Below are 2044 nucleotides of genomic sequence, written 5' to 3'. Positions count from 1 at the left end.
TGGCGCTGGTGTAGGCGACGTCGACGGTGTAGCCACGCTCCGTGAAGTGCTCCGTGAACATCGCCTCGTGCTTGAGCACCGCATCGAAATACGACGGCATCTGCGGAAGGTCACGCCAATACGACGCCCACTCCTGCGACAGGAACATCTCCCGCCGCACCGCGATCCAGAACGACTGCAGGTGATACGGCAGCACACCCTTGCCCGTGAACGGATTCGGCTCCTCCCGGGCATGATCGGTCATCCCCCAGAAGTGGACCGCACGCTCGCCCATCCGCTCGAACACCGGACCATACGGACGCACCGGACCGAACCACGTGTCATTGGTCAGCAGTACCTCGTCGAACTCCGCCAACCCGGCACCCACATGATCGAGCGCCACCTTGTGCGCCCAGATGTCGAAACCCTCGTTGTCGCGGACCAGGATCTCATCCGACACCGGCTCCAACGCCGCCCGGCCCTGATCGGTCAACTTTCCGTTGACCACCACCAGCACCCGAGCGGCATGCTCCCGCAATCCCGCCAACGCCACCGGGATGTAATCATCCACATCCCCACGACGATCGAACACCACGTACACCACAAGGCGACGACCACCCACAGGAAAAACACCCGGTGCGGCCACCGATCGGCTGGCGATCTCGACTGCGTCCGTCACTGCTCCACCTTCGTCTCCGGGATACCGCGGACCCTGCGCGCGACCGCCTTACCTCGGCGCATCACACCTCGCGCGATCCTTCCGGCCGGTGAGAGCACGGGATCGAGGACCCGCATGGTGCGCGGATGGTTCACCCGCATGTACATGCGGGTGATGGCGACCATTCCTCCCGCACCCATCCAGCCGGCACGATGCAGGTATTGGATCTGCTCGACGGGATACCCCGGTGTCGTCGAGGACAGCTGATCGACCTTGTACTCGAGCGAGACATGGCTGATCGCCGCGTGCTCGGGACTGAGCACCGTGCGGGTGTGGTACCCCAGCTCTCCTGCGGCCAGCGGCACCATCCGCTCGAGGACCTTGCTCAGCTCCGCCCCGCCCCTGGGAGGCTTGATGAAGTCGTCATACGTCCAGTCGGTGTCGATGAGCAGCCGCAGCGCTTCTGTGCGCGCGATCCACATGCCACCCAGCGGTGCCAGCGGGGAGATGCCGTCGAACGGCACCTCGATTCCCAGCCGTTCGGCGATCTCCTTGCCGCGGTCGCGATAGGCATGCCAGCCGCGACCGGGTGTCGCGTAGCCGATGTGCATCGGCGGCGGGAAGACGACTCCCAGGCCCTGTTCGCGCTGGAACAGAGCCAGGATGTTGGCGACGTGGCCGGGGCCGGGAATCAGGTTGCCGAGCTGGTACCGGCGGAAGTACTGCGCGGCGTTCGGGTTGCGCTTGCTCGGCGTGCGCCCGTGGACTTTGATGACCAGGTCGTGTTCCCCGGCGCGCAGGACGTCGCGCCATCCGATGAAGAACGCGCTCATGTCACGTCCGCGACGCGGAGGGGTCAGACGCACCTCGCGACGACCCGCGAGCGGCAGCTCCGCAGCGGCCACGAGGTCCTCGACGCCGACCAGGTCGGAGCGTTCTACGATCGACACGAACAGGTCGAACGGCACGGGGATCGCTGCCACGTCGCCGAGCACGCGGAGAACGGCGGCGGCGGAGCCAGCGTGGACCATCACCGCGATGCGGAACGGACGCCCGGAATCGTACGAGACGTCGACGTCGGGAAGCACCTCCAGCATTCCCGCGTCGGCGTTGAGCGTCTTCGGCGCCACGTTGCGGGCGAGATTCTGCAGGATCACGTCGACGGGGTAGCCGTGCTCGGCCACGCGCACCAGGTTCTGTCGTCCGATGACCGCATGACGGTCGAGGAACGGCGGGTAGTGGAAGAACGGTCGACGCTTGAGCACGGGGCATCCGTCGTCCATCAGGAGATCAGGATTGAACAGCGCCGGGTGGTCGGTGGGGTAGTCGGCGCTGGTGTAGGCGACGTCGACGGTGTAGCCACGCTCCGTGAAGTGCTCCGTGAACATCGCCTCGTGCTTGAGCACC

At 65.9% G+C, this 2044-nt stretch carries 2 protein-coding genes (both only partly in view); both read right to left on the bottom strand.

The window, feature by feature from the left end; translation table 11 throughout:
• Positions 1–487, bottom strand: the 5' portion of a protein-coding gene (locus Q9R08_RS12225) for a rhamnan synthesis F family protein (protein ID WP_470365358.1). Its footprint begins 1382 nt before the window's first position; the window shows 487 of its 1869 coding nt (coding positions 1–487); the start codon lies at positions 485–487; its stop codon lies off the left edge, out of view.
• A 167-nt stretch (positions 488–654) separates the two neighbouring features.
• Positions 655–2044 carry the 3' portion of a rhamnan synthesis F family protein gene (locus Q9R08_RS12220; protein ID WP_308868302.1) on the bottom strand. It continues 665 nt past the right edge of the window, so only the last 1390 of its 2055 coding nucleotides appear in the window; the start codon falls outside the window, past its right edge; the stop codon is at positions 655–657.

The organism is Microbacterium psychrotolerans (assembly GCF_031085295.1).
Taxonomy (GTDB): Bacteria; Actinomycetota; Actinomycetes; order Actinomycetales; family Microbacteriaceae; genus Microbacterium; species Microbacterium psychrotolerans.
The sequence above is the reverse complement of the archived record's forward strand: the minus strand, read 5'-3'. Positions and strand labels throughout refer to the sequence as shown.